This window comes from Cytobacillus sp. NJ13, assembly GCA_030348385.1.
Classification (GTDB): domain Bacteria; phylum Bacillota; class Bacilli; order Bacillales; family Cytobacillaceae; genus Cytobacillus.
In genome coordinates this window covers 3,226,762-3,249,125 of the sequence record JAUCFP010000006.1, presented here as the reverse complement: position 1 = coordinate 3,249,125, position 22,364 = coordinate 3,226,762, and the positions used below count along the sequence as shown (strand labels likewise).

20 protein-coding genes and 1 pseudogene are annotated in these 22,364 nt (G+C 40.1%); 19 read left to right on the top strand and 2 right to left on the bottom strand.

Annotated features, from left to right (window positions below):
- Positions 1–112: 112 nt before the first annotated feature.
- Together QUF73_16130 and QUF73_16125 are read right to left on the bottom strand one after the other, a co-directional pair.
- Positions 113–409, bottom strand: coding sequence for a YwqI/YxiC family protein (locus QUF73_16130; protein ID MDM5227708.1), 297 nt, complete (start codon positions 407–409; stop codon positions 113–115).
- A gap of 16 nt (positions 410–425) precedes the next feature.
- The gene (locus QUF73_16125; GenBank protein MDM5227707.1) at positions 426–782 is read right to left on the bottom strand and encodes a DUF5082 family protein; all 357 of its coding nucleotides are present in this window, start codon (positions 780–782) and stop codon (positions 426–428) included.
- 219 nt (positions 783–1,001) lie between these two features.
- On the opposite strand from QUF73_16125, the gene QUF73_16120 reads away from it, so the two are divergent.
- From QUF73_16120 to QUF73_16030, 19 genes and pseudogenes are all read left to right on the top strand, one after another.
- Positions 1,002–2,828 (top strand): T7SS effector LXG polymorphic toxin, encoded by a 1,827-nt coding sequence (locus QUF73_16120; GenBank protein MDM5227706.1) that lies wholly within the window; start codon positions 1,002–1,004, stop codon positions 2,826–2,828.
- An 18-nt stretch (positions 2,829–2,846) separates the two neighbouring features.
- Positions 2,847–3,392 (top strand): DUF1851 domain-containing protein, encoded by a 546-nt coding sequence (locus tag QUF73_16115; protein MDM5227705.1) that lies wholly within the window; start codon positions 2,847–2,849, stop codon positions 3,390–3,392.
- A gap of 524 nt (positions 3,393–3,916) precedes the next feature.
- Positions 3,917–4,312, top strand: a pseudogene (locus QUF73_16110) (hypothetical protein).
- Between the two features lie 10 nt (positions 4,313–4,322).
- Positions 4,323–4,739, top strand: coding sequence for an immunity 70 family protein (locus QUF73_16105; protein MDM5227704.1), 417 nt, complete (start codon positions 4,323–4,325; stop codon positions 4,737–4,739).
- 463 nt (positions 4,740–5,202) lie between these two features.
- Positions 5,203–5,670 (top strand): DUF600 domain-containing protein, encoded by a 468-nt coding sequence (locus QUF73_16100; protein MDM5227703.1) that lies wholly within the window; start codon positions 5,203–5,205, stop codon positions 5,668–5,670.
- Positions 5,671–5,826: 156 nt separating this feature from the next.
- Complete coding sequence (locus QUF73_16095) at positions 5,827–6,030, top strand: hypothetical protein (GenBank protein MDM5227702.1); 204 nt, start codon at positions 5,827–5,829, stop codon at positions 6,028–6,030.
- A gap of 367 nt (positions 6,031–6,397) precedes the next feature.
- Positions 6,398–7,588: a M14 family zinc carboxypeptidase gene (locus QUF73_16090; protein ID MDM5227701.1), complete on the top strand. Its 1,191-nt coding sequence runs from the start codon at positions 6,398–6,400 to the stop codon at positions 7,586–7,588.
- Positions 7,589–7,758: 170 nt separating this feature from the next.
- Entirely contained in the window at positions 7,759–8,757 is a 999-nt protein-coding gene (locus QUF73_16085; protein ID MDM5227700.1) for an ABC transporter substrate-binding protein, read from the top strand.
- A gap of 489 nt (positions 8,758–9,246) precedes the next feature.
- Positions 9,247–9,540, top strand: coding sequence for a WXG100 family type VII secretion target (locus QUF73_16080; protein ID MDM5227699.1), 294 nt, complete (start codon positions 9,247–9,249; stop codon positions 9,538–9,540).
- 79 nt (positions 9,541–9,619) lie between these two features.
- On the top strand, positions 9,620–9,859 hold the full coding sequence (locus tag QUF73_16075; protein ID MDM5227698.1) for an EsaB/YukD family protein: 240 nt from the start codon (positions 9,620–9,622) through the stop codon (positions 9,857–9,859).
- A gap of 14 nt (positions 9,860–9,873) precedes the next feature.
- Positions 9,874–11,217, top strand: coding sequence for a type VII secretion protein EssB (gene essB, locus QUF73_16070; GenBank protein MDM5227697.1), 1,344 nt, complete (start codon positions 9,874–9,876; stop codon positions 11,215–11,217).
- Positions 11,218–11,237: 20 nt separating this feature from the next.
- Complete coding sequence (gene essC / locus QUF73_16065) at positions 11,238–15,710, top strand: type VII secretion protein EssC (protein MDM5227696.1); 4,473 nt, start codon at positions 11,238–11,240, stop codon at positions 15,708–15,710.
- Positions 15,707–18,538: a type VII secretion protein EsaA gene (esaA, locus tag QUF73_16060; protein ID MDM5227695.1), complete on the top strand. Its 2,832-nt coding sequence runs from the start codon at positions 15,707–15,709 to the stop codon at positions 18,536–18,538. Before essC ends, esaA begins: the two co-directional genes overlap by 4 nt.
- Positions 18,528–19,007, top strand: coding sequence for a type VII secretion protein EssA (gene essA / locus QUF73_16055; protein ID MDM5227694.1), 480 nt, complete (start codon positions 18,528–18,530; stop codon positions 19,005–19,007). The genes esaA and essA overlap by 11 nt, the downstream gene beginning before the upstream one ends.
- A 204-nt stretch (positions 19,008–19,211) precedes the next feature.
- On the top strand, positions 19,212–19,514 hold the full coding sequence (locus QUF73_16050) for a WXG100 family type VII secretion target (protein MDM5227693.1): 303 nt from the start codon (positions 19,212–19,214) through the stop codon (positions 19,512–19,514).
- Positions 19,515–19,547: 33 nt separating this feature from the next.
- Positions 19,548–19,691: a hypothetical protein gene (locus tag QUF73_16045; GenBank protein ID MDM5227692.1), complete on the top strand. Its 144-nt coding sequence runs from the start codon at positions 19,548–19,550 to the stop codon at positions 19,689–19,691.
- 37 nt (positions 19,692–19,728) lie between these two features.
- Positions 19,729–20,979 carry a hypothetical protein gene (locus QUF73_16040; protein ID MDM5227691.1) on the top strand — a complete coding sequence of 417 codons (1,251 nt, stop codon included), beginning with the start codon at positions 19,729–19,731 and terminating at the stop codon, positions 20,977–20,979.
- Between the two features lie 9 nt (positions 20,980–20,988).
- The gene (locus QUF73_16035) at positions 20,989–21,783 is read left to right on the top strand and encodes a hypothetical protein (protein MDM5227690.1); all 795 of its coding nucleotides are present in this window, start codon (positions 20,989–20,991) and stop codon (positions 21,781–21,783) included.
- A 14-nt stretch (positions 21,784–21,797) separates the two neighbouring features.
- Complete coding sequence (locus tag QUF73_16030; GenBank protein MDM5227689.1) at positions 21,798–22,355, top strand: DUF5381 family protein; 558 nt, start codon at positions 21,798–21,800, stop codon at positions 22,353–22,355.
- Positions 22,356–22,364 lie beyond the last annotated feature (9 nt).

The window sequence follows — 22,364 nt, the reverse complement described above, 5'->3', positions numbered from 1 at the left end:
TTTGCCAGCATTGAGGATAATAAAAAAGAGGCTTCTCATAAGTTGACCAAAACTTGTATGAAGTCTCTTTATATTTGTGAAAAAGGTATGTTTAACTATCACAGCAGCTGTGCTAAGGCATTCTTCTTTCGGCTCCGCCATGTATACCTCTGGAAAGCAGCCGATCCGATTCATCTAAGAATTGCACGGATTGTCTGGTTGTTTCTTCGTTTTGGAGCAATACAGACTTATACGCCTCTGTCACCTGCTGAAGCTGGATATTTAAAGCACTCAATTTATTAATGAAATCAAGGACATTATTCTCTCCAATAGTGGATGGAAGGGATGGCTGGAGCCCGTTAGCGGAGGTTTGAAGTTTTGAGAGTGCCTGTTCTATATCACTTATCCTTAGCTTAATCTCAGTATCCATTCTCGATACCTCCCTATTATTTCTTCGACTTCTCTGCTGCAAGCTGCGCTTCCAGGGAAGCAATCGTTTGTTTGATAGAATCGATTTCCTGTTGAATCTGCTGCAGCTTCCGGCTTAAAGCTGAAAACACCTCATGAAACTGATTTGACTCAATGTCGGTGTAACTCGTAAGCATTTGTTCAAACCGGATATCCTCAAATTCATATGCCAGCTTTCCCTGCCAGGTGAAAGGAGAAAGCTCCGGCTTGGTGACGGTATGCCGATAGTGGTTAAACTCCTGCTGTTTTCCATGCAGCTCTTCCTCACAGGCCAGCAGTCTCTGCAGCTCATTTTGTTTCTTCGCCAATAAGCTGTAATAATACCCCAAAGACATGAAATATCACCTCTGTATACTGCAATTTTCATATTATTAATCCAAGAAAAAGAATCCATTTTACTATATCACAGGGAAATAATGTAATAATGATAAAATTTACTTATTTTCGGTACCTTGTCGATGGGTATTTATTACTGTTTTATACAAAAGTGTAAAAATAATCCTATTCGTAATAAAATTACTCTTATTTTTGGTGTAAAGTATAAATTATGGAAAATGCTAGTGAGGGGCTCACCTCTATTCCAGTTGTCGTATGGCAGGAGGCGATTTATACTGAAGGTATTAGATGCAAGGGAGTTACATGGCGGATTGAAGGAGCTTCATTCCAGTCTGCACTCCTTAGAAGAGCAGATAAGAAACATTGCACGTGATGTAGAAGGGATTACTTCGCTTGAGGACTCCTTTGGGGGAGAGGGAGCAGCCGCTATTCAGGCTTTCTTCCGGGAATGTCATTCTCCTTTTCTCTTTTTTTTTGAAGGGTATCTTGCAGACTATCAAAATACTTTAAAAAGAATAGCTTCTTCACTTCAGATGCTCGAACCGGCAAGCAATGGATTCATCAGTCAGAGCTTTTTGGATGGAGAAGCGGTACAGGGCCTGGTAAAAACAGAATCTATCACCACAAGCCTAACAGAAGAGACAAATGCGGTAATGCAGAAAGTTTCTGATATTGTCAGTCTCCCTCACCTGCAGGATGGGGAGTTTTCGGCACATGTAAGGAGAGCGGAACTTCACCGGAGAAATACGGTTGATGATCTTATTACCTTTGATGGCCAGCAAACACTGACACTTGATCCAATTGAGCAGGATCTTCATCTGATGCAGACCTACATCGATGAAATCTCCAGCCTCTTTCAGAGTGGAAATCTCAGTGTTTCCGGCTATTCCGTTAAGCAGCTTCACTCCAGCCCTATTTATGGAGAGCTTTTAGAAGGCATCAGGCTTAAAGCAGAAAATTCCATGCGCTCACCGGAATTCCTTAAAGAACTGGGCGTGACTGCCCTGGGTCAGATTCTGCCGCCTGGTGCTTATTCCATTTGGGCTATCTGGCAGAGCACATATGAAAGAAAGACAATCCAATATCAGTTAAGAGCCTTGAAAGCTTTAGCAGAGCTGAACAGTAACGAAATCAGCCCAGAGGAATTCACCTCTTTGAGCGGCCGAGAGATCCTGACTGTTGAAGTCATAGATGAGCATGGCATCGGCAGCCAGAATCAGGGCGGCAAGTTTCACCTGTATGAAGACGGCCGTATTGTCCGGGAATTCTATGGAGAAAAAGGAACAGCTTACGAATTCGTCGACTCCATTCCAGAGGACCGCGTGGGAGGAGTGCGGGAACTGGACTCCATAGCTGACGGTACACCGCTTGAAATTCTCGAATACCTGTCGCTGGCGGCTGTTGTCCGAAAACAAGGAACCAAGGTCATACGGAAGAGCATCAATAAGGCCGACTTTGATGCGCTTGTCAGGATATTGAAAGAGGAAAAGGGCCATGTGGTCTTGCCGGGGAAGAAGGCTGGTAAGGGTAAAGTAAAGCATTTAAAAGATTTACCTAGAATTAAAGAAGTTGAGGTTAACTTTAAAAGAAATATTAAACATGACTCCGAAGAGTTTACTAGACAATTAAAAGACCAAGAAAAAGGCATGAATGAATTAACGGTTGACGAGTATTTGAAAAATAGAGATAGGTATATTGCAGAAGGTAGAGCCTTAGAAGGAAATGCAGCTCAAAAAATGGCTAGACAAGAAGCACTTAAAGATAAAATTGCTGAACTGCGAAAACAAGGACTCTCAAGAGCAACTGCGACAAAGCAAGCTTCTGAATGGCTGGAAACAAAAGCAGCACTTCATAATCCAGATCAAATAGCTGGAGGAAGAGTAGACATTATTGGAGGTTTGGGAGATAGAAGGGTAAATTCCTCGATAGGTTCACAATGGAAATATAGAATTGATGTAGTTGATGAGCAAATTAGTGAAATTGCTAGGAATATGTCACCTGAGCAGCTAAAGAATACTTATTTAAATGTGAAATTAACTCAATGATCAAAGGAGGTATTTTAATTGGTAACTATATTTAGTGATTTTATAAAACATGAGAAAGTTGATGAAGATGTAATTTTAAAATATGAGGATGATCTTCCTGAAGAATTAATAAGAATATGGAAAGAATATGGTTTTGGTACTTTCGCAAATGACTTTTTAAAAATTATTAATCCAGACGAATATTTAGATGTTTTAGAGAGAAGTTATCTAAGGTATGACCAGGCTATTCCTATTTTTACAACCGCAATGGGAGATATTATAGTTTGGGAAAAAGGAAAGTATGTAAATTTATTAAACTTTAGGAAAGGATATGTTAATGTTATTTCATCCGGATTTGAATTCTTTTTTGATGACTTAGAAGATAATGACTTTATGGACGAAGAGTTAATGTGGCAGCCTTATCCTGAAGCGATTAGTAAGTACAGTGCCCCTAACTATGATGAGTGTTTCGGATACACTCCCCTATTAGGTTTAGGAGGAGCAGAAAAAGTAGAGAATCTAAAAAAAGTCAAATTGAAGGAACATGTTCTTATTATTACTGAATTTATGGGACCAATTCAATAATTTTCGGGATTATATGATACACAGAATTACAATAAGCACTTGCTTGCCTTTTAGGCAACAGGTGTTTTTGTTTATATATATTTTTTTTGCTGAGAGCCTTGAAAGCTTTAGCAGAGCTAAATAGTAACGAAATCAGTCCGGAGGAATTCACCTCTCTGAGCGGCAGAGAAATCCTGACTGTTGAAGTCATAGATGAACATGGCATCGGCAGCCAGAATCAGGGCGGCAAGTTTCACCTGTATGACGACGGCCGGATTGTCCGGGAATTCTATGCTGAAAAAGGAACAGCCTACGAGTTCGTCGACTCCATTCCAGAAGACCGCGTGGGAGGAGTACGGGAACTGGACTCAATGGCCGACGGAACTCCACTTGAAATTCTCAAATACCTGTCGCTGGCGGCTGTTGTCCGAAAACAAGGAACCAAGGTCATACGGAAGAGCATCAATAAGGCCGACTTTGATGCGCTTGTCAGGATATTGAAAGAGGAAAAGGGCCATGTGGTCTTGCCGGGGAAGAAGGCTGGTAAGGGTACTGGTAAAACTAGACCTTCATGGAGACAGTCTGAAATTGATGTAGAGAAGGATTTTCCGGAGTATAATGCTCAAAAATCTTTTAAAGATGGTAAAGAAGTACCTTATGGAGTGAAAGGTAGTTCTAGACCCGATTTGTATCAGATTGGACATAGTATTGAAGTGAAAAACTATAAGATTAATACTTCAAGCGGACGAAACAGATTAGTTAATAATGTGTCAAAACAGGTAGGCAAAAAATTAAGTGATTTGCCTAAGGGTACAAAGCAGTCTGTTATAATTGATATTAGAGGACAAATTGTGCCAGATGAAATTCTAGATGAATTGTATGAAAAGATAATGTATAAAACTAATGGTAAAGTAGATATAAGATTTAAAACTATTGATTGAGGTGAGAAGAATAGCTGTAGGATTTAAGGTGAAATATTATTGGTATCAAGTTGGACATGGCGATTTCTTACACTCGTTTTTCTCAACAATAAGCTATCATTTAGAGCAAAATGGATGGGGTACTAGGTATCCCTGCTTATTAAATGAACTCTATAACGGGAAACTGGAGAATAAGAATATTGACTGTGCAATAACTGAATTAGAAGCAATAAAAAAGAATTTGCAGAACTATTGCCCATCACAAGTAATATGGGATATTGAAGACCTATCTAAAAGGCCACCATGGGGTGATAATTTCAGTAAGGATATTACAAATTTATCTAACTACTTTATAACAAGTGAGGGTGAGGACTTAATAGATCTGTTAATGAAGGCATTAGAAAAGGGACTAAAGACTAATTCTGATGTTAATATAGAAAGCTTATAATTTCAATAGAAGATGACCTTGAATTAATTTCAAGGTCAATTTTTTATACTTAGGTGTTAGAGAGTATCGAATAAAGTGCTTGATTATAAAATGAATAGGTAAAATGCATATAAGAAAAGTGCTCATTTTTGTTAGAGATTTAAATGAATAGGTTAGTAAAAGAATGGAAAATGGAGTTCTGGATTTATCAGAAGGTCTAAGGAGGTAAAACTATGTTTCATTGTGGTTGGGATACCTTCACTAATTTTGATGATCTAGAAATATACGAAAATAATATATGCGGAATAGATTAAATTGTTATTTTACAATGTAGAGTGAAGCACTTGCTTGCCTTTTAAGCAACAGGTGTTTTTATTAAAGTTTTAGATCTTGGTCACATAGCTGAGCATTAATGAAAATCATAGCTCATGATGGTTGTACCATCTAAAATAATAAATAAGTATAGAGAACTAGAGGTGATTATGTGAAGGTATTTGAGGATTATTTATCAGAAATACAAACAGACATGGTGGCTATTTGTTTAGAGTATGTCGAAAATAAAGCAGATGAAATCTTTATTTATTGTTCATATGAACCCGAAATGTATGTTTTTGATTTTTTCTATAGAATTAACGGAAAAATTGTCCATAAACATCAACTTAATGATGCAATAAAAGAGTTAGACAGTCAACAAAATCAAATTTACGATGTTTTGAGAGAAAGACAGAAGTCAACATTAAAAATTGGTAATCAAAATTTAAAGCAAATCCATAAGAAATGTGAAGACTTCAATAAAGAAATGCCTACAGAGATGAAATTATATTACAATGTAAAACAAAATAGTTTAAAAGGAAAATATAGATATAATTTAGTTTATACGAAAGATGACGAACTATTACCTGATGATATCTTTGATTTATGGTTCGAAGAAATGAAAAAAACTGATTTGTAAAATCAGAGCTTGAATGGCTTTATGCCTTTCAAGGTTTTTCGTTTAATATGTCTCAAACATTCCCCCGCCATATGTAGTGATTTTGCCCAAGCCAAACCCATTTCCGCGCATATAAAATAGTGTAAGCATATATAGAGGAAATGGAGGTATGAACGGATGTACCATTATAGAGGCCCTTATCAGCCGCAGGATCAGCGATTTTTTGGACTCTTTGGTCTGCCCTTTTTAGGCGGGTTAGCAGGAGGTTTATTGGGAACTGCCTTATTTTACCCGCGTCCATATTATTGGTATCCTCCACCGCCGCCGCCTTATTATTACCCGCGACCTTGCTGTGGACCAGGATTTGGATACCCTTATTAATTAATATCAGGGGGAAGCACTTAAAGAGGCTTCCCCTTTTTGAATTCGGCAATAATTTTCCTGCTGAATTCAGGAGCAATAAGAGGTTTATATTGAAAATGAGGATAGCCGGCGGCCTGCCTTGGCTGGAAAACGAATCAGATTAATAACGCAAGTTTGTGTAACGGCATTTAATGGAGTGAGATTTTTTTATAAGAATAAATGTGAGTGACTCTTCATATATGATGAAAGTCTTAACTAATAAGGAAAATGTAGGATATTTATTATTCGGAATATTAATTCTTTTAGCAGATTTACATCCTCCTGCTGAAAAGGCATGATATAAATAATTCGGATATCGAATTAATAGATCAGGGGAGGCTTAAAAATGAAGAAAAAATCACTATGGAAAGTACTTAGTTCAGCGGCACTGGCAGCTTCGATTCTCGTACCCCAAGTCGGCTTTGCTGAAGGCGCAAAGCCAGTGACAGAAGAAAATGTCTCAATTAATGGTTTTATTGATTATGCAGAAATGAAGGAAAAGCTAAGTCAAATAGAAAAGTCATCAAACGGCCAGGTTCAGGTTGAATCAGCGGGAAAAACAAATCAGGGGAGAGATATCTTTACAGCACGAGTGGGCCATGGAGATAAAGTGGTACTGGTGCAGAGCGAAATTCATGGCAATGAAAAGACCGGCACTGTCGCGCTGCTGAATATTCTTCAATATTTAGGTTCAAGTCAATCAGCAGATGCGAAAAGGATTAGAGAAGAATTAACGATTGTCGCAATCCCGATGATGAATGCCGATGGTTCCGAATTGGACAGGCGCGGCAATGTAATGACCTGGGAAGAGGTTCAGGAACAGTTTCCTCAATTACATAATGCACAGCCCACCTGGAATTATTACACACGCACCCTTCAGGGGGACGACTATTCTGCAGCGCCGGGATTCGATGTAAACCGTGACTTTAACCCTGACTTAAACTATGTTCCGAAGGTGGAGGACTTCCCTGGCAATTCAAGCACTCCAGGCTGGTATATTACGCCTGAATCGCAAACAGTCCGGGATGTTTATAAGAGTCTTCAAGAGGAATTTGGTAATGTTGAAGTCTTTTTAGATCTTCATCACCAAAATTTTTATAAGATTGAAGGAACAGATGAAGATGTAACAATGTCCATTTCAGCAGACTTTGTTCCGAATCCAAGTTCTGCGGAGGGAGCAAAGTATAGCCAATATGCGGAGAATTATCGCTTTGATTTCTCACGCCAGTTAAACGTTGCCCTTTATGATGCACTTCAGGAAAAAGGAAATTCAGTGTTTACCAATATTTCTTTATATGACCAGGACTTAGACTTGCCTGGAACTGCCTTGGGCTCCTTTGCCCTGAACGGAAGCGGGGTTGTCCTATTTGAGGTAAAAGGGCAGACACATAACTATGGACAAAAGATGAAAGGTCAGCTGGTTAAGACAGTAGAAACAGGTGTCATGGGGATTATCAATGGCGTAGCGGATGGCAGTGTGTATGATTTGAATCCGGAAGAATATAATGAAATCCCTAACAGGGTGCCAATTCGTTAATTGAAATTAGAAGCTGGTTCCATTACGGAATCAGCTTCATTTTTGTATTAATATCAATTTATCTAACAAAAAGTGGATTAGCTATTGTTACATACTTATTAAACATGTTAATATCAAAATATTATAAAAATTTAAAAACTACACACAAAGATTGTCGGGGGGAATTTTTGATGAAGAAGATGTTAGCCGTCCTAGCAAGCAGCGCTTTATTAATGCTGGCTGCCTGCGGCTCAGGAAATGAGGAAACCAGCGGGGAAGCGCCAGAAAAGAAAACCGTAAAAATCGGGATCACGCAAATTGTTGAGCATCCATCATTAGATTCTGCGAGAGAGGGATTTATAGCCGCCTTGAAAGATGCTGGTTATGAAGAAGGAAAAAATCTTAAAATCGACTTCCAGAACGCCCAGGGGGATATGAACAATAATATGTCCATTGCCCAGAACCTAGTCGCGGACAAGAATGATTTGATTCTTGCTATCGCGACTGCCAGTGCACAATCAGTTGTGCAATCCACGAAGGATATTCCAATCCTTTTTACAGCCATCACTGATCCTGTTGGTGCTGAGCTTGTGGAAAGCATGGAAAAACCAGGCGGGAATGCAACGGGTACATCTGATACACATCCGGATGCCATCAAAAAAACGATTGACTCCATTAAAACATTTGTACCGGAAGCCAAGAAGGTCGGCATCATCTACAATGACGGGGAGCCAAACTCAGTAGTTAATGTTAAGCATGCGAAAGAAGCCATCGAGGCAGCAGGACTTGAAGCGGTTGAAACGACTATTTCAACAAGCTCCGAGGTTAAGCAGGCTGCAGAATCCTTAGTAGGCCGTGCTGATGTGTTCTACATCCCTAAGGACAATACGGTTGTATCTGCCCTTGAATCTGTGCTGAACGTAGCCAATGAGAAAGACATTCCAGCATTTGTTGGAGAAAGCGATTCCGTTAAACGGGGCGGATTTGCTTCCTATGGTTTTGAATATCATGATCTTGGATACTCTACTGGCCAAATGGCCGTTGATATCCTTGAAGGCAAAAAGCCTGGTGAGATTCCTGTCGGCTACCCTGAAAGTCTTGAGCTGGTGATTAACAAAAAAGCAGCTGAGGAGCAGGGAGTTGCTTTGACGGATGAAATGCTGAAGGATGCTAAGGTGGTTGGGGAATAAATAGGTTGTTAAGAGATACAGCGATTCAGCTGTATCTTTTTTTGCTTGAAGAACCCGGAAATTTTTTCTGGAAAATGATTCAAAAGAACTATAAAAGCCAGAAGGGTGATTTTAGGAAAAAGATGGGCTCAACAAAGTTAAATTAAAATATAAATAATAGGGTAATTTTACCTATAAAATACAATTAGGGGTTTATAGATTAATAGGAATAAAACCACAGACATAATTCGACAAGGCTATATAAGCGATTTGACGAGTTTTGACTGCCATGATAGTAATAAAAAGGTAGAAAATATAAATTTTAAAATGAGTGAATAGCAAAAAAATAGAAAATACCTATGAAAAAAATACCAATTAAGGTTTAAGTATCTCGAAATTGGGTATTAGTGGGTATAAATAACTGTTTTGTTATTTTTTGCAAGTAAGTAATTGACCTTTTAATTGTGTATTTTTACAATAATAGTAACCTATTGAAAAGGAGAGATTTGAATGTCAGGAGTTATTCGCGTTACACCAGCAGAATTAGTAGGCATGTCTAACCGTTATAATGGAGAAAGCAGCCAGGTTGGGGATCAGATTGTCCGTTTGGATAACATGATTCGTGAACTGGAAGGTGCATGGGAAGGGGAAGCAAGCAGAGCGTTTGCTGAACAATACCAATCTTTAAGACCTTCATTTGTTCAAATGCAGCAATTATTAGAGGATATCTCTGTTCAGCTTAATAATACTGCAAGAGCTCTTGAAGATGCTGATAACCAGATTGCTGGCCAAATCCGCGGTTAATTTCATCTGAATCAATAAGTGGAGAAGGAGCGCTACATTCATCAGATGAAAAGCGCTCTTTTTTTATGGGGTGTTTAATATGTACATAGAATTAACAATCGATCTGAAAAATTATGAAGTTGAACCTTTTGATCTCCGTCTATCTAACTATCACTCTGTTAAAAAAGTAGTTGATATTGTTTGGCAAGCTAAGTCGATTTCTCAGCCGCCCCGGGAAGGCTATTGGGTCAGAATTCCTAACAAGCAAATGATTCTGTCAGGAAACGATAAGCTGGCAGAAAAGGGGATTACCACTGGGGACCGTTTCGAAATTTTATAAAGGAGCATTAAAAAATGTCAGAAAAGAGTCAAACCTACCTTGAAGAGCAGCTTGAAGCGGTTGTCGAAACAGATCATCAATCCCTTACCATTCTTTTTCAAAGAGAGAAAATAAAAGCTGATGCTGCTGCGGAATTGGAATTGCTTAAAGCAATGGATTCAGCTATAAAAAGGGATGTCCATTTAACAGAGGATGAACTGCGCCTCGTCCTGCAAATTCCCTCAAACTATTTAACCTTTTCCAAATTAAAAAAGAAAGACCAAAGAAGCAGATGGATCTTCTCTTCACAGCTCCTCAAGCTTGTGAAAAGTCATCCATATTCCAGACTGCATCTTATTGTTTGTCCGGAAAATATAGTGGCTGATGAAAGCCTGTCGCCGCATTTGCTTCATTATGGGGTGAAAGAAAGCCTTCCGCCTTATGAAGCCAATCAGGAAAAACTCTGGATGGAATTAAAAGCGACCATTGCAGCTGCTGTAGATGGAAAGCATTCCTTTCGGGATTACCTTAGACTCCATGAAACCATTGAACTGTCGCCTGCAGCTGCAAGTGTGATCAAAGCCAAGGATGAAAATGAATTGTCAGAAGTCATCCGGACAAATATTGAAGTGCTTGAAAAGAAAGATAAGGAATATGTTAAAGTTCCGCAGAAAAAATGGAAAGCCACAAGGTATTCTGCTTGGGGTCTGCTGATTGCTTTATTGCCTTTTCTTGCTTTCAGTCTATATTCCCTTATCTTTACACAGCCTAAACAGGCAGCATTTATTAATAGCCAGGAACACTTCTTGAAAAGCCAATATAGTGAAGTCGTTTCTGAGTTATCCAATTATGATATTGATCAGATGCCAAGAGTCGTGCAGTACGAACTTGCCCAGTCTTACATAATAAATGAAGCATTGACAGAAGACCAAAAAGAGAATGTTCAAAATACCATTACCCTGCAGACGGATCCTCTTTACTATCATTACTGGATTCATATTGGAAGGGGAGATGCTAAGGAAGCTCTCGATATCTCACGGGATCTTGAGGATAGAGACTTAATTCTATTTGCATTGCTTAAATACCGGGAAGTTGTCAAAGCAGATGATAGCCTTGAATCCGATGAAAAACAGCAGAAAATCGACGAAATCCAAGCTGAAATTGATGAATATATAGAGGAACAGAAAGCTCAGGAGGAAGAGGAACAAAGGCTGCAGGAAGAGCAGGAGAACAATGAGGCCAGTGAACAGGCTGTAAAAGAAGAGTCTGAACAGAAGGCCGCCGACGAGCAAAAGCCTGCAGATTCAAAGGCTGCTGAATCATCTGCTGAAAAGCCAGCCGATAAGAAGGAAGAGTCAGCAAACACAAAACCAAATTAAGATAGACAGGAGGTGGAGAGATGGAACAGTTATGGTTGTTTTACAGCGATTACTGCCAGCAGCTGTCTATGCCATTTGAAAGAAGCGGCAGAATCACCATTGGCCCAGAGCTTGAACAGCTGGTGACAATAAGGGATTTCCCTTTCACAAAAGGGGCTGTGTCAATAGAAAGGCACGACAGCTTCTATGAAGTGAGGCAAAATGAGTCAGTTCTCGGAAAGCTAAATGACGGGGAACCCTTCCAGCTAAATGATGATGGGAAGACCCTGACGATACTCGTAACTTCTGAAAATATGAATAGCCAGACCTACTACTCTGGCTATCAAAAGGAGATAGAGTTTTCCTCTGAGAATCCAGGTGCAGCAATTTATAAAAAGGACGGCATATTTATGGATGCCGGTCATTCCTTTGAACTGATAAAAACAGATAACGGCTGGATGGCAGAAAAACAGTCAGGCCAGCTTTATGTAAACGGAAAAAGAGCCGAAAAGAAAATTTTTCTTGAAATCGGAGATGTGCTGTTCTTCCCATTTATGTCTATTCGAATACTGGAAGAAGATCTTTTCCAGATTGACAGCATTGAAGGCTATGAATCTAAGCTTCCGATTACCATCAGGCCGCAATCAGAGATGGCAAAGAAATATCCGCTCTATCGCAGAACGCCGAGAATGATTTATGAGATGCCGGATGAAAAAGTTTCTTTATCCTTTCCGTCACAGGAGCCTGATGATTCCAATCGGGGGTTATGGATGATCATTATGCCGCCGCTGATTATGCTTATCGTGATGGGCATCGTGGCTCTGATTCAGCCAAGAGGAATTTTTATTATCATTTCAATGGTCATGTTCATGACCACTTTAGTCACATCTACTGTCCAGTACTTTAAGGACAAAAGCAATCAAAAGAAGCGGAAAGAGCGCAGACATCGAGTGTATACTGCCTACCTTGAAGAGAAGCGGAAAGAGCTGCAGGCACTGTCTGACCAGCAGAAGCATGTTCTGGATTTCCACTTTCCTTCTTTTGAGAAAATGAAGTATTTCACAAGCCATATATCCGACCGGATTTGGGAGAGGCATCTTGAGAGTTTTGATTTTCTGCAGTTTAGGCTTGGAACCGGTAATGTGCCTGCGAGCTATGAAGTTAAGGTCAGCTCTGGGGATATGGCTAACCGTGAAATTGATGACCTGCTTGAACAGTCACAGCAGATGGAAAAAGTTTATAAAGAAGTTAGAAATGTGCCTGTGGTGGCTGACCTTGCTAAGGGGCCAATCGGGCTAATCGGGAAGGAATCCGTTGTTAAAAATGAGATGCACCAGATCATTGGGCAGCTGGCATTTTTCCACAGCTACCATGATGTGCGGTTTGTATTTATTTTTAATGAAAAGGAATATAAGAAATGGGAATGGCTGAAATGGCTTCCGCATTTCCAGATGCCGCATGCACACGCAAAAGGGCTGATATATAACGAACAAACGAGGGATCAGCTTTTATCATCCATTTATGAAATCCTTCGAGAAAGGGATTTGGATGAAAATAAGGAAAAGCAGGTGTATTCTCCGCATCTGGTGTTTATCATTGCCAATCAGCCGCTGATTGCAGATCATGTGATTCTGGAATATTTGGAGGGCGGCCACTCCAACATGGGGATCTCCGTTATTTTTGCAGCTGATTCAAAAGAAAGCCTGCATGATAATATTCAAACACTTGTCAGATATGTCAATCAGGAAGAAGGAGACATTCTGATTCAGGACAAAAAGGCCGTGAGCATCCCATTTAGGCTTGATGCTCATCAGAAGAAGGGGAATGAGGAATTTTCCCGTCTGTTAAGAACGCTTGATCATCAGGTTGGAATGACCAATTCCATTCCAAATAGTGTTTCGTTCCTGGAAATGATGAAAGTAAAGGAAGTGGGAAAGCTTCCAATCAAGCAGAATTGGCTTACAAAAGAGTCTTCCAGATCATTGGCGGTACCAATTGGATTAAAAGGAAAGGAAGATCTGTCACTTTTGAATCTTCATGAAAAGGCGCATGGTCCGCACGGACTGCTGGCTGGGACAACGGGATCGGGTAAGAGTGAATTCCTGCAGACCTATATTCTTTCACTTGCTGTTCACTTCCATCCCCATGAGGTCGCATTCCTGCTGATTGACTACAAAGGTGGGGGAATGGCCCAGCCGTTTAAGAGCATGCCGCATCTGCTTGGAACAATTACGAATATTGAGGGAAGCAAAAACTTCAGTTCAAGAGCGCTTGCCTCAATCAAAAGTGAATTGAAAAGACGGCAGAGGCTTTTTGATCAATACCAGGTGAATCACATCAATGATTACACAGACCTTTATAAAAGCAAGATGGCAAAGGAACCGCTGCCGCATTTATTCTTAATTTCTGACGAGTTTGCGGAGCTGAAAAGCGAAGAGCCAGAATTTATCAGGGAGCTTGTCAGTGCTGCACGAATTGGGCGAAGCCTGGGAGTGCATTTAATTCTGGCAACCCAAAAGCCAGGCGGTGTCATTGATGAACAGATCTGGAGCAATGCCCGGTTCCGGGTGGCTTTAAAGGTTCAGGACACAGATGACAGCCGAGAGATCATCAAAAACGGAGATGCAGCAGCTATTACCGTAACCGGACGCGGCTACCTGCAAGTCGGCAATAATGAAGTCTATGAACTCTTCCAATCTGCATGGAGCGGAGCGCCATATTTGGATGACTCCTCAGAGACAGAGGATGAAATTGCAATCGTAACCGACTTGGGCCTTGTGCCATTATCGGATGTTAATTCACGCCAAGGAAAGAAAAAAGGCGGAAAAACAGAAATTGAAGCAGTGGTGGAGGAAATTGAAGCAACACAGTCTTTGATGGGCATTAAAAAGCTTAGAAGTCCGTGGCTTCCGCCTCTTGAAGGGCGTTTAAGCAGGAAGCTCCAACGCGCTAAAGAGAATCATGAGATTCATTTAGGCATGGTGGATGAGCCTGAGAAGCAGAGCCAGTATCCATTGACCTATCAAATCATAGAGGATGGTAATGTGGGGGTATTTGGCTCCTCCGGTTATGGAAAATCCCATACGATTATGACAATTCTTCTTAGCATTGCCGAAAAGCGAACTCCTGAAGAAGCTCATTATTATATTTTCGATTTTGGAAATGGCTCACTTCTTCCGCTAAGACAGCTGCCGCATACGGCCGACTTCTTCTTGATGGATGAAGAACGTAAAATTGAAAAGTTCATGAATCTGATCAAGGATGAAATTGCCCGCAGGAAGCTATTGTTTCAGCAGCAGGAAGTCAGCGGAATTAAGATGTACAATTCGATGAGCAGCGAGAAATTGCCGCTTGTATATATCACATTTGATAACTTTGATTTAGTAAAAGAAGAAATGCAGGAGCTTGAAACGCAAATTAATCAGATTGCCAGGGACGGACAGTCACTCGGCATTTATATGATTTTCGCTGCGACGCGGATCAATTCGATCCGACAGTCGCTTATGAACAATCTCAAAACGAAGGTCGTCCATTATTTGATGGACAGCAGCGAGGCATACTCCGTACTGGGAAGAGTTCCGTTCGCACCTGAGCCTATACCGGGAAGAGCCATTATAAAAATGGAAGAGGCGTATTTCTCACAGGTATTCTTGCCGGCAGATGGCAAGGATGATTTTGAGATTATAGAAGCCATCCGGGCTGACATCCAGGAACTGAAAGAGAAATACAAGGACTGCAGGCAGCCTGAAGAGGTGCCGATGCTTCCGGCAGAGCTTAATACAATTAACTTTACCCGCTACACTACTGGAGCAGTTCAGCCAGGACTTGTGCCTGTTGGCCTTGATGAGGAATCTGTAAAACCTGTTTATGCGAACTTCAATAAAACGAAACATTGCATCATCCTGGGGCAGGCCCAAAAAGGAAAGACAAATGTTCTTAAGCTCATGATCAATCACATGCTTGGTCAGGGTGCAGAGTCCGTCGGTATTTTCGATTCCTTTGACAGAGGATTATCATCCTATGCCAGCGAAGAAAAGTCGGTTTATATCGAAACAAAGGAACAAATCAGCGATTGGGCTGCACAGGTGGAAGAACAGTTATCCCTCAGAGAAAAAGAGTATCTTAATGCAATCCAGCATGGCAAGACAGATTTAGAGTTTTCGCCAATCGTACTGGCTGTGGATGGATACTCCCGTTTTGCGCAGACATTGGATAACAGCCTGCAGGAAAGAATGGCAAGGCTGATGAAAAACGGCAGCCATCTCGGCTTTAGTGTCATCGTTACAGGCAGCAATAATGAACTGACAAAAGGATACGATTCTTTAACAGCAGAAATCAAACAGATCCGCCAGGCGATCGTTCTGATGAAAAAATCGGAGCAGACGCTGTTTACCCTTCCATACGACCGGAAAGAGGCAGAGATCCAGCCGGGATATGGTTATTACGTTATAAACGGAAAGGAATTAAAAATTCAAATTCCTTTATGTGCCACGGAAAGGAAGGTCTTAGCATGACAGCCAAAACAAAATACATCGTGAAAATGGTTTTGGTGATGCTTCTGATTATCGCCGCGCCAGCCATCTTTTTTGGCTCAATCGGCGATAATCCTCTGCTAGTCAGGGAGAATGCCACAAGAACCATAGCTGTTGTTAATGAAGATACAGGCGCTGACAAGGAAGAGAAGTCACTTGATTTTGGAGAGGAAATTACATCGATTCTCCAGGACGGCTCACAGTATGAGTGGACCGTCATCGGCAGAAGTGCTGCAGAGAATGGGTTGAAAAATACCAAGTATGACGCAGTCGTTTATATTCCTTCCAACTTTTCAAATAACATCATGTCCTATGAAAGCCAGCAGCCTGAAAAAGCAAATTTTGAATATACGGTACAGAACCAGCTGAACTCACTGAACCGGGAAAAGGTTCTGCGTGAAATCCAGACGGCCACCAACCGTGTAAATGGAAAGATTTCAACATTGTACTGGACCTATGTTTCACAGGACCTTGAAAATGTGAAATCCCAATTCGATACCATTCTACAAAAAGAAATAGACTTCCAGAATGCAATGCTCGCTTTCTATAAGCCCAGCTCAAAGAACCTGGCAGCGGAAATTGAACAGCAGCGCAATATGCTGGAGAGCATTCAGTCGACAGTGAAGACTACTGCGGAAAGCACATCCGAGGGTGAAAACAACCTCAGCCAATTTGAAGAGAACCTTGGCTCGTTTGTACAGTTTGTAGATCAGTACAAAGAATACCAGGATAATCAGCAGAATATCCTTCAAAAAATGCAGGATGAAAATGTAGTCGATATTCAAGCTGTTGCGGGAAAACAGCAGCCAACTTATTCTGAGGCCCTTAGTGTATTGAATAAGGGGAATCAGGTATTGGCTGGCGGGATTATTAGTGTTGAGAAGCAGCTTGAAGAGAATAGTGAAGTGTTTGGTGATTTATCGGCTATCCGTAACGATCAGGTAGATCGACAAATGAATGCCTTAAAAACATATTTTCAAGAACAAGAAGCAGCTTCATTCAATAAAGCAGCTGAAAATATCGGCTTATTGAAAGGCGAGCTATCCAATGGACAACAACCGGGAAATCCAGGTGCAGGATCAGGAACAGCATCTAACAAAAATCCTGGGGGAGCCAACCCTAATTCTATAACAGCGGCCAGTTTAGAAGCTCCATCTTTACCTGGTATGGAAGAGGAAAGAAATGAAATTTTAAGCGTTGAAAAAGAGATTACAAATTTGAAAACATCTTTAGAGACGATAGAAGGTACCAAGCCGGAACAAGTTGTTTCTGCTTTGACTGTCTTACCTGCTTTATCCCAGCGCCTAATAGCAGTTGAGCAAAAATTGTCAGCGAAGGATTCTGGAGAAAACCCGCTGCAAAAAATAGTTGAGGAACTTCAGAAAGTAAATGCCAAATTAATTGAAGATCTCACCAGCCTGGATGCAGCTTACAAAAGTTTAGAGGAAGAAAAGAATAGCCTCTTAGATCAACTTGGGGCTTCAATGAGTTTCTCTTCTATGATTAACCTTATAGAGGAGAAAGAACAGCAAATCATAGAACTCGGTTTTAACTTAGCTGCTTTTAATAATGAAATTACGAATACTAAACCTGTAAAAATGATGGAGTATTATGCCTCACTTATTCAGTATGAAGATCTAATAAAAAATTCGTACAGCCAAAATCCTGAAAAGGTGGAAAAGCTTGTACAGAAATTAAACTCTATTGTAGCTGTGAACGAGGAAGAACAAAAAGTATGGGATAACCTAAACACAGCAATGCCAACATCTCAGCAAAAGCTGACAGACCTGGAAGGCCAGTTTACGGCATTCTTCACAGAATACAATAAGAAAATAGAAGAACAGCAAGCAGCCATAGAGACAGATTTATCTGCTCTCCAAGAAAATGCAAATTCGGTTAGGGAGCAAATTCAAACATCCTCAACGAATACACCAGTTCCTGTCGATAGCATTGACGGAACTTCCGTCATGGTCAAACAGGAAGGAATCAGCCAAAGAATGCTGATGATTAATGATCTTGTCGGGTCCATCGGAGAAAACCAGAGCAATATCGTGTCCTATACGAACGAGCTTGAGCAAAAGGTGCAAAGTGTCCAGCAGGATGCAGATACACTGAATTCCAAGTGGGGCTCGAATGTAGAGACGACTCAGATGTTCCGGGATGATATTTACAATCTTCTTGGAAACACCTATGTGAATGGCCAAAAGAATGGCCCGGTATACGAGCAATTATCCAATCCGCTTCAAATCAGCGGAGAAACAGCTGCAAAGAAAGAGGAAAGCAAGCTGCCGCCGGTTGTCGTATTGGCCATTGTCCTGCTCAGCAGCTTAATGATCGGATACTTCAGCCATTATTTCAAAAATGCGCCGATGCTTGTCCATGCTTCCATGTTTGTGCTGCTGAATCTTATTGTTGGTCTGATTATCAGCATATTTGGCCTTAATATTTACTCAATGGAACAGGATCGGGCTATTGAGTGGACGATTTTCACCATATTGCTGCTGACTGCAGCCTCAGCCATTGTGCTGGCAGGGTTCAAGATCGGCAATCTGGCAGGATGGATTTTGAGCGTTGGTCTCATTGCTTTCTTCATCAGTCCGTTCCTGGCTCTTACAGCACCGAATATTAACTATGAAGACCCAATGTCCAAGGTATATATGTCCATCCAGTATGATTCGCAATCCTTATTTATTCCGGCCATTCTCATACTGCTTGGCATCATTGCCTTCCTAGCCATCATTCCATTTGCAATCCGGTCGATAAAAGACCTGCGTACAAAGAGGGATGAGGACCAGGCTTATGAAGCTTAATAAATACCTTAAAGTCCTGGCGTTGATCCCGGCATTTTGGCTGATAGCTGGCCAATCCGCCGGGGCCACCCCTGACTTTAATAACTTAACTCCGAATACCTATGAAAAAAAGGAATTCAAAGAGAACACCGATTACTTGCATGAAAAATCGCTTTATGAAAATAAGAAGCAGATCCCCGAAGAACAGAAGGATCTTACTTTTGCAAAAAAGAACCTGGATCCTTTAAAGGAAGTGAAGGAGCAGCTTTTTGATGGCGGTGAAACCACTAATAATACCATCACTTCAAAAGCAGAACAGCTTCAGCTTTTTTCCGATTCTAAACAGGAAAGCTTTTTGAAGGCGGAGGATCAAACTCCCGCAGAACAAGATAACAAATTAATGATTCTTTATATTATTCTGCTTGTCATTGCCATAGGTGTAATTATGGGATTCCTCATACCGAGGATGGCGAAGCAGGCTGACAATTAAAAAATTCCCGTACATGTCTCCGGTATGGAGGCATGTACATAAATACTGCAACCAAATACTTCAACTAACTCCCCTCAAATAACTGGCTTCTAAAAAATAGAATAAAGAATTAGGGATGAAAAAAATGAAAATGTCTGGCCAAATAGCCAGATGACGAGACTTTAAAATTATTGGATAGAATAACTTTAAAAATGAGGTGTCAAAATGAACTCATCACACGTAAGAGCCCTGGCAAGGGTATTTCAGACAGCTTCAGATGATATCAAAACAGAGGAATTCAAACTAAAGCAAAGTGTCCAAAACCATGCAGATGAATGGAAGGGCAAAGCCCGGGACAAATTTGATTCCGCATTGGAAGAAGCAGGCGTCCTCTTCCAAAGGCACTCTGATAACCTTTATAACATCAGCCGAGAACTGGAAAGCGCTGCGAATGAAGTTGATAGAGTCAGAGAAGAAATTGAAAGACAAAGAGAATTAGAGAGATTAGCCAGGCTTAAGGAAAAATAATAATTGAAGAATATAAAGATTGGATGGGTTTTTATGTCTAATAATGAAGAGAAGAAAAAAGGTTCGTATGACAAGAATAAAAGATATGATGGAGATTATGCACCGGGATGCGGAGATCTTTTTATATTGCCCATACAAGTTTTAATAGTAGGCTATCAGATTATAAATTTAATTTAAATTGACAATAGAAATCTAAAAGAAGAGAGGTATTGAAGTGGGAAATGAAATCTCTGTAAATCCAGATCGCCTGGAAGACCTGGCAAATGACATGGTTTCTCGTTTGTCCAGAATTGAAGATGAATACAGAAATCTCCATATGGAGCTTGCAGAATTGATTAACAGTGCTCCGGCGGAATACAGGCATTGCTTTTATCATGTAGGAGACCCTTGGGGTACTGGTAATCAGCTTACCGGACAGCTTAGTGAAATGGAAATTGACCTGCGGATGGTTGCAAATAAATTTGCGGATGCTGATAATCTTGTAGGTAAGTTGTATAAGTTGTATGAGAAATATGGTGCCGTAACAGCTCTTGGAGCACTTATGACAAAACAGCTTGCTTTTTATGGGTTGGGGTTTACTCAGTTTATAAAGAATGCTGAGGGAGTTTTCTCGTATAAACATATGGCGGCACTTCAGCAGGTAACAGATAAAATTGACGAAAGTAAAAAGTTAGGAACAATGGCAAGGGCATTCTTGAATCCATTTTATTTAAGAAGTAAGTATAGAAATGCGCCACTTGCGGATTTAGTTCATAAAAAAATTTCGAAATACCTTCCGGATGATGTTGTAGATTTTACAAATAGCTCTAAGGCGTTATATGGTGCTCTAGAGGTTGGCGCAGCAGATTCAGCCAAGTTTAAATCCTTTGTTAAAACAGGTGCGAAATTTGCAAAAGCGAATGTTGTTAGCACAGTAGCATTAACAGGAATAATGGAAGCAGGGGGTATGGGGCTGAAAATCTCCGAGAATTACGGTAAGTATGGAAATAACCCAGATGTATTAAAACGAGAAAATGCAAAGGCGGTTGGAAATGCGGTTAACAATACCGTAGCAATTTCTGGCGGGGCAATTGCAGGTGCAGTAGTTGGTGGTGCTTTAGGAAGTGTTGTTGGCCCAGTCGGTACAGTTATAGGAGCTGCTGCAGGTTCTTTCGTAGGTGGCCTTGTTGGAGAGCAGGCTGCTAAATTAACTGCTGGAATTGCTGAAAAAGGTGCTATCCTATTAAAAGAGCCTATCCACCATGGTGTTGAGCTATTTAAGGATGGTTTTGAGAAAGCTGGGAAGGCATTAGATGTAGCTAACAAAGGAATTGACATGGTCAATAAACAGATTAAAGAAACGATCGCTGATCCAATTGGAAAGGTAAAGGAAATTGGAAAAGGGCTTTCAAAGGCAAAGGAGACAGCTGACTCTTTAATAGAAGGTGCAAAAGGTTTCCTCGGCAAAAAATTATCATTTTTTTAAGGAGGCAATATGAAAACGATTCAACTAAGCATAGAAGAATTGATATTTTCCTTTTATAGTGAAGGTTTGTATGAGCAAGGAATTTCTTTGAAAGAAACGTATTTTCCGGCATTGGAGGATTCTGAATTAAAATTGATGCTTGAGTTTGCGTCTCGTTCTTTGCTGGCTAAAAATATGGCAAAGGAAGTTAATAAGCAATATAAGTTAAAAGAAGAATTTACTTCTTTTATTCAAATATTAAGTTCTGCAGAAAAAACAGTAAAAGCCTCCAAATTTAATTTAGATCTTGAGGGAGAAGATAGTATCTCGTTTCATTTTATAGATGACGAAATATATTTTCATAGATTACTGCATGATCACCAGGTACATTCCATTACAAAGCTTAATGAAGAAGAGATTCTTCCAATTATAAGTGAATTTTTCAATTTCAATACGCTGTTAATGCAAAGCGAAGTATTATTCAAATTGAAAAATGATGATTTTGAAGAATTTTTAAATGATGTAAGTCAGTCTGATTCTGCTCAAGAATCTCTTATATCTAAATGGAGTAATAGACTGCAGAGTCATAATACTAATGAGTTTATTGAGGATATCTCTAAGAGAAGCGGAAAAATGGATAGCCTGCTGAGTTTGAAATATGACTCCAATAATAATCCTGACCTCATAGACATTCATTTTGTTATTCCTGGAAAAGAAGGTTTTTGGTATATAACAAGAGATCAAAACCTTGATCTTAATATCCAAAAGGCAAATGAAACAGCTATTAAAAATCTGTTATTAAAAGATCGAATTCTCTCGATGTAAAGGAGGGACAGCCCTTGTCACTTGTTCAGAAAAAAAATGATGAAATTATCGTAAAGGGTTCAAACATCATGTATATTTTGGTGTCTCTTGCTACTGTAGGCTTTTTAATAGCCTGTATCTTTCTAATTGTTCACGGATTAAAGTTTGACTCTAAATATTCTTTATTCTATCTTGGCGGAGGAATAATTTTCACTCCTTTTTATCTCTACATCACACTTTGGAATTTACCAGGCTTAGTCCCTGGTAAAGCCTTGCTGTCAATTATAACCGGAGAGAATGGTTTGATTAAATCAAAAAAAGGCATTGTTCCAATTAAGAATATACGAAACATTGATCTTGTGAGAAATCCATTAAATTTAATTAATGATATTGTTATTGAAACATTCAATGATAAAAAAATAAAAATTCGCACGTATAACCTTATTGGTGATTTTCGCTATCAGATAATTGTTGACCAATATATATACCCTTATATGACTGAGAATGCAAAAAAAGTTTGGGATCGAAAAATAAACCTGGAGAATCTTCGGCAGCAAGCTAATTATGAGAGGCAAGAACCAAAGGCTGAATAATGGTTTTAT